This window comes from Sphingobium limneticum (assembly GCF_008710155.1).
Lineage (GTDB): Bacteria > Pseudomonadota > Alphaproteobacteria > Sphingomonadales > Sphingomonadaceae > Sphingobium > Sphingobium limneticum.
Genome location: NZ_VYPZ01000066.1, coordinates 1 through 4017 on the forward strand (window position 1 = coordinate 1; position 4017 = coordinate 4017).

Annotated in this window: 4 protein-coding genes; all 4 read right to left on the bottom strand. The window is 62.0% G+C overall.

The genetic code is table 11. From position 1 onward, the window contains the following. Positions 1-74: 74 nt before the first annotated feature. Complete coding sequence (mdh, locus tag F4U94_RS23795) at positions 75-1037, bottom strand: malate dehydrogenase (protein ID WP_120249459.1); 963 nt, start codon at positions 1035-1037, stop codon at positions 75-77. Positions 1038-1381: 344 nt separating this feature from the next. Further along, positions 1382-2494 (bottom strand): cell division protein ZapE, encoded by a 1113-nt coding sequence (gene zapE / locus F4U94_RS23800; protein ID WP_120249458.1) that lies wholly within the window; start codon positions 2492-2494, stop codon positions 1382-1384. After that, a complete protein-coding gene (locus F4U94_RS23805; protein ID WP_120249457.1) occupies positions 2491-2952 on the bottom strand; it encodes a PaaI family thioesterase in 462 nt (153 codons plus the stop codon). Before F4U94_RS23805 ends, zapE begins: the two co-directional genes overlap by 4 nt. A gap of 1 nt (position 2953) precedes the next feature. Then, positions 2954-3742, bottom strand: coding sequence for a succinate dehydrogenase iron-sulfur subunit (locus tag F4U94_RS23810; RefSeq protein WP_056682788.1), 789 nt, complete (start codon positions 3740-3742; stop codon positions 2954-2956). Positions 3743-4017 lie beyond the last annotated feature (275 nt).

Sequence of the window (4017 nt, forward strand, 5' to 3'; positions counted from 1 at the left end):
GGCGAAGGCCGGGGTCCAGTTCAGGTGTCGCAACTGGACCCCGGCCTTCGCCGGGGAACAGTCACTGGGTAGGCTCACGCCAGCGAGGGGTCGATGCCCTTGCACGCTTCCAGCAGTTCCTTCACGGCATCGACCGACACCTGAAGGTTCGCCTTGGCTTCGTCGTTCAGGTCGATCTCGATGACCTGCTCCACGCCGTCCTTGCCGATGATGACCGGCACGCCGACATAGAGATTGTCGATGCCATACTGGCCGGTCAGGTTCGCGGCGGCGGGCAGCAGGCGCTTCTTGTCGCCCAGATAGGATTCAGCCATGGCGATCGCGCTGGTGGCGGGCGCGTAGAAGGCCGAACCGGTCTTGAGCAGCGCGACGATCTCGCCACCGCCCGAACGGGTGCGCGCGACGATGGCGTCGATGCGCTCCTGCGTCGAACGGCCCTGCTTGATCAGGTCGGGAACGGGGATGCCGGCAACGGTCGAATATTCGATGACCGGGACCATCGTGTCGCCATGGCCGCCCAGAACGAAGCTGGTGACGTCCTTGGCCGAAACCTGGAATTCTTCGGCCAGGAAGTGGTTGAAGCGCGAGCTGTCCAGAACGCCGGCCATCCCGACGACCTTGTTGTGCGGCAGGCCCGAAAATTCGCGCAGCGCCCACACCATGGCATCCAGCGGGTTCGTGATGCAGATGACGAAAGCGTCGGGGGCGTTGGCGGCGATGCCTTCGCCCACGGCCTTCATGACCTTGAGGTTGATGCCCAGCAGATCGTCGCGGCTCATGCCCGGCTTGCGCGCCACGCCGGCGGTGACGATGATGACGTCCGCGCCCGCGATATCGGCATAGTCGTTCGAACCGGTGATCTTCGCGTCGAAGCCTTCGACCGAAGCGCATTGCGACAGATCGAGCGCCTTGCCCTGCGGCACGCCCTCAACGACGTCGAACAGGACGATATCGCCCAGACCCTTGAGCGCCGCCAGGTGCGCCAATGTGCCGCCGATATTGCCTGCGCCGATAAGCGCAATCTTGTTACGGGCCATATGCAATCATCCTCCAAGTCTTGACTACTGGAATTGCTGGTTCGCCTACGCCCTTCGAACAGGGGTTTCAACGGCGAAATCCTTGAAAGGCAAATTATCTTTGCAATTCGTTCGCAATTGCATTAAGACCGATTCACACCCTGTCGCTGAGGGCTTCTACCCTGGTCCTCAGCCTTCCCTGCAGAGGTATCCTGTCGGGTGCCATCGTGATCGACGGCACCCGACCTGTTTTTCCACCATAAGATTGCGTCCTGATGAACGGCGCGCACGACATGGGACAGGCGGATTCCGTCCGGCGATGAGTCGTTTGATGCGTGGGATTGGTGGGGCAAACGCCCGGCCGCTTATTTCGGCCCGTGGCCCAGCGCCAGATAATCGTCCGACTGCATTTCCATGAGGCGCGACACGGTCCGCTCGAATTCGAACGCGCCGTCGCCTTCGGGGTAAAGGCGCATCGGCTCGGCATCGGCGGATGCCAGCAGCTTCACCTTATATTCGTAGAGCGAGTCGATCAGCGTCACGAAGCGCGCGGCTTCATTGCGCTTTTCCGGTCCCAGCACCGGAATGCCGACGATGATGACCGTATGATATTTGCGTGCGATCGCCAGATAGTCCGGCGCGCCCCGCGCTTCGGCGCATAGCCGCTTGAAGGAGAAGACGGCGACGCCCTTCAGGCTCTTGGGCACATGCATGGTGCGCCCGCCCTGCACCACCAGTTCCTCCGACGGCACCTTCGCCCGATCCTCGACCGAAAAGTCGGTCAGGCGGAAGAAGGCTTCGGACAGGGCCTTCGTCGCGTCCGGTCCGTTGGGGCAATGCCACAAGGTCGCGTCACCCAGACGGTCGCGCCGATAATCCACCGGACCGTTCAACGTCATCACATCCAGCTTCACCTTTATGAGGTCGATGAAGGGCAGGAAGAGCTGACGGTTGAGGCCGTTCTTGTAGAGTTCGTCCGGTTCGCGATTCGACGTGGTGACGATCGTCACCCGCTTTTCCAGCAATCCGGTGAACAGACGCGACATGATCGCCGCGTCGGCCATATTGTTGACGACCATCTCGTCGAAGCAGAGCAGCCGCGCCTCGTCCGCCAGCGATTCGACCACCGGCGGAATCGGGTCGCCCGTTTCCGACTTGCGCGCCTGTGCCAGGCGGGCATGGACGTCGAGCATGAATTCGTGGAAATGTGCGCGCTTCTTGCGCTGGACATGTACCGTGTCGAAGAACAGGTCCATCAGCATCGATTTGCCGCGCCCTACCCCGCCCCACATATAAAGGCCGCGTGGCGGCTCGGGCGGCTTGCGCAGCAATTTCCACAGGGTCGATCCGCGCGCCGGCGCGGCTTCCAGTTCCTGCTGCAATCGGTCGAGTCGCTCGGCCGCGGCCCGCTGGTCCGGATCGGGCCGCAATTCGCCGGCCTGCACCAGCGCATCATAGCGGGCTATCACGCTGGTCATTTCGGCAATGAAGGCTTGCGCACAGTAGCGGTGGAGGCCGCGACCGGCTGACCATCCTGGATGATGAGCATGCGCAGGAAGAAGAGCCGCCCGGTTTCGCGCAGCACTTCGACCTCCGCAAACAGATCCGGCCCGACCTTGCCGGAACCGAGATATTGCATGGTGAGGTCGATGGTCACGCCATTGATCTGACCCTTATGCCCCATAGCCCACAGGCCGCCGAAATAGGCATGGTCGGCAAAGGCGGCGAGGAAACCGCCATGCAGCGTATCGAGTCGGTTGCGATGGCTGGACCGCGTTTCCAACCCCACCAGCGCCTTGGTCGCCGTTTCGGCGCGCATATAACCGCGGCCGATCGCCTGAAGGAAAGTATCGGGATGCGGGTCGGACCATGCGGCCCAGCCCGCCCATTTCCCTTCGGTCAGCGGTTGACCGCCTGCAACGCCGTCGCTTGCCAAGTTACAGCTGCCGTTCGACCATCATCTTCTTGGTTTCGGCAATCGCCTTGGCCGGCGAAAGGCCCTTGGGGCAGACGTTCGCGCAGTTCATGATGGTGTGGCAACGGTACAGGCGGAACGGATCTTCCAGATCGTCCAGACGCTCACCGGTATATTCGTCGCGGCTGTCGGCCAACCAGCGATAGGCCTGAAGCAGGATCGCCGGGCCGAGGAACTTGTCGCTGTTCCACCAGTAGCTCGGGCAGCTGGTCGAGCAGCAGGCGCACAGGATGCACTCATAAAGGCCGTCCAGCTTTTCGCGATCGGCGGGCGACTGGAGCCGCTCCTTGCCCGACGGCGGCGGCGACACGGTCTTCAGCCAGGGCTGGATCGAGTTATACTGGGCGTAGAAATGGGTGAAGTCGGGCACCAGATCCTTGATGACGTCCATGTGCGGCAGCGGCGTGATCTTCACATCCTTGCCGGCGCATTCGTCGATCGCGGTGGTGCAGGCGAGGCCATTGCGGCCGTTCATGTTCATCGAACAGGACCCGCAAATGCCTTCGCGGCACGACCGGCGGAAGGTCAGCGTGGGATCATATTCATTCTTGATCTTCAGCAGCGCGTCCAGAACCATCGGGCCGCAGCTGTCCAGATCAATCTCGAACGTGTCGTAACGCGGATTCTGGCCAGAGTCGGGATCGTAGCGATAGACTTTGAAGCTGCGGACATTGGTCGCGCCGGCGGGCGCGGGATGGGTCACGCCCTTGCCGCTGATCTTGCTGTTCTTGGGCAACGCAAATTCGGCCATCGCTCGTCGAGCCTCTTCGAAAGATGTCTGTTAGTTGGGGGTCCGCATAACGAAAATTCCGCAAAGGTCCAGCACTGAGGACCATGAATCTGCCCGCAAGCCCTTGTTGCAAATGGCTTGCAATTATCAACGCCGCTTCTTGCGTCTGTGGCCAGCCACGTTAGGGCGGCGGCAAGATCATATTCCAGTCGCCCCCGTCATGGTCCATATTGTTCCCCGGCGCAGGCCGGGGTCCAGTCCTACGGTCGCAACTGGACCCCGGCCTGCGCCCGGGA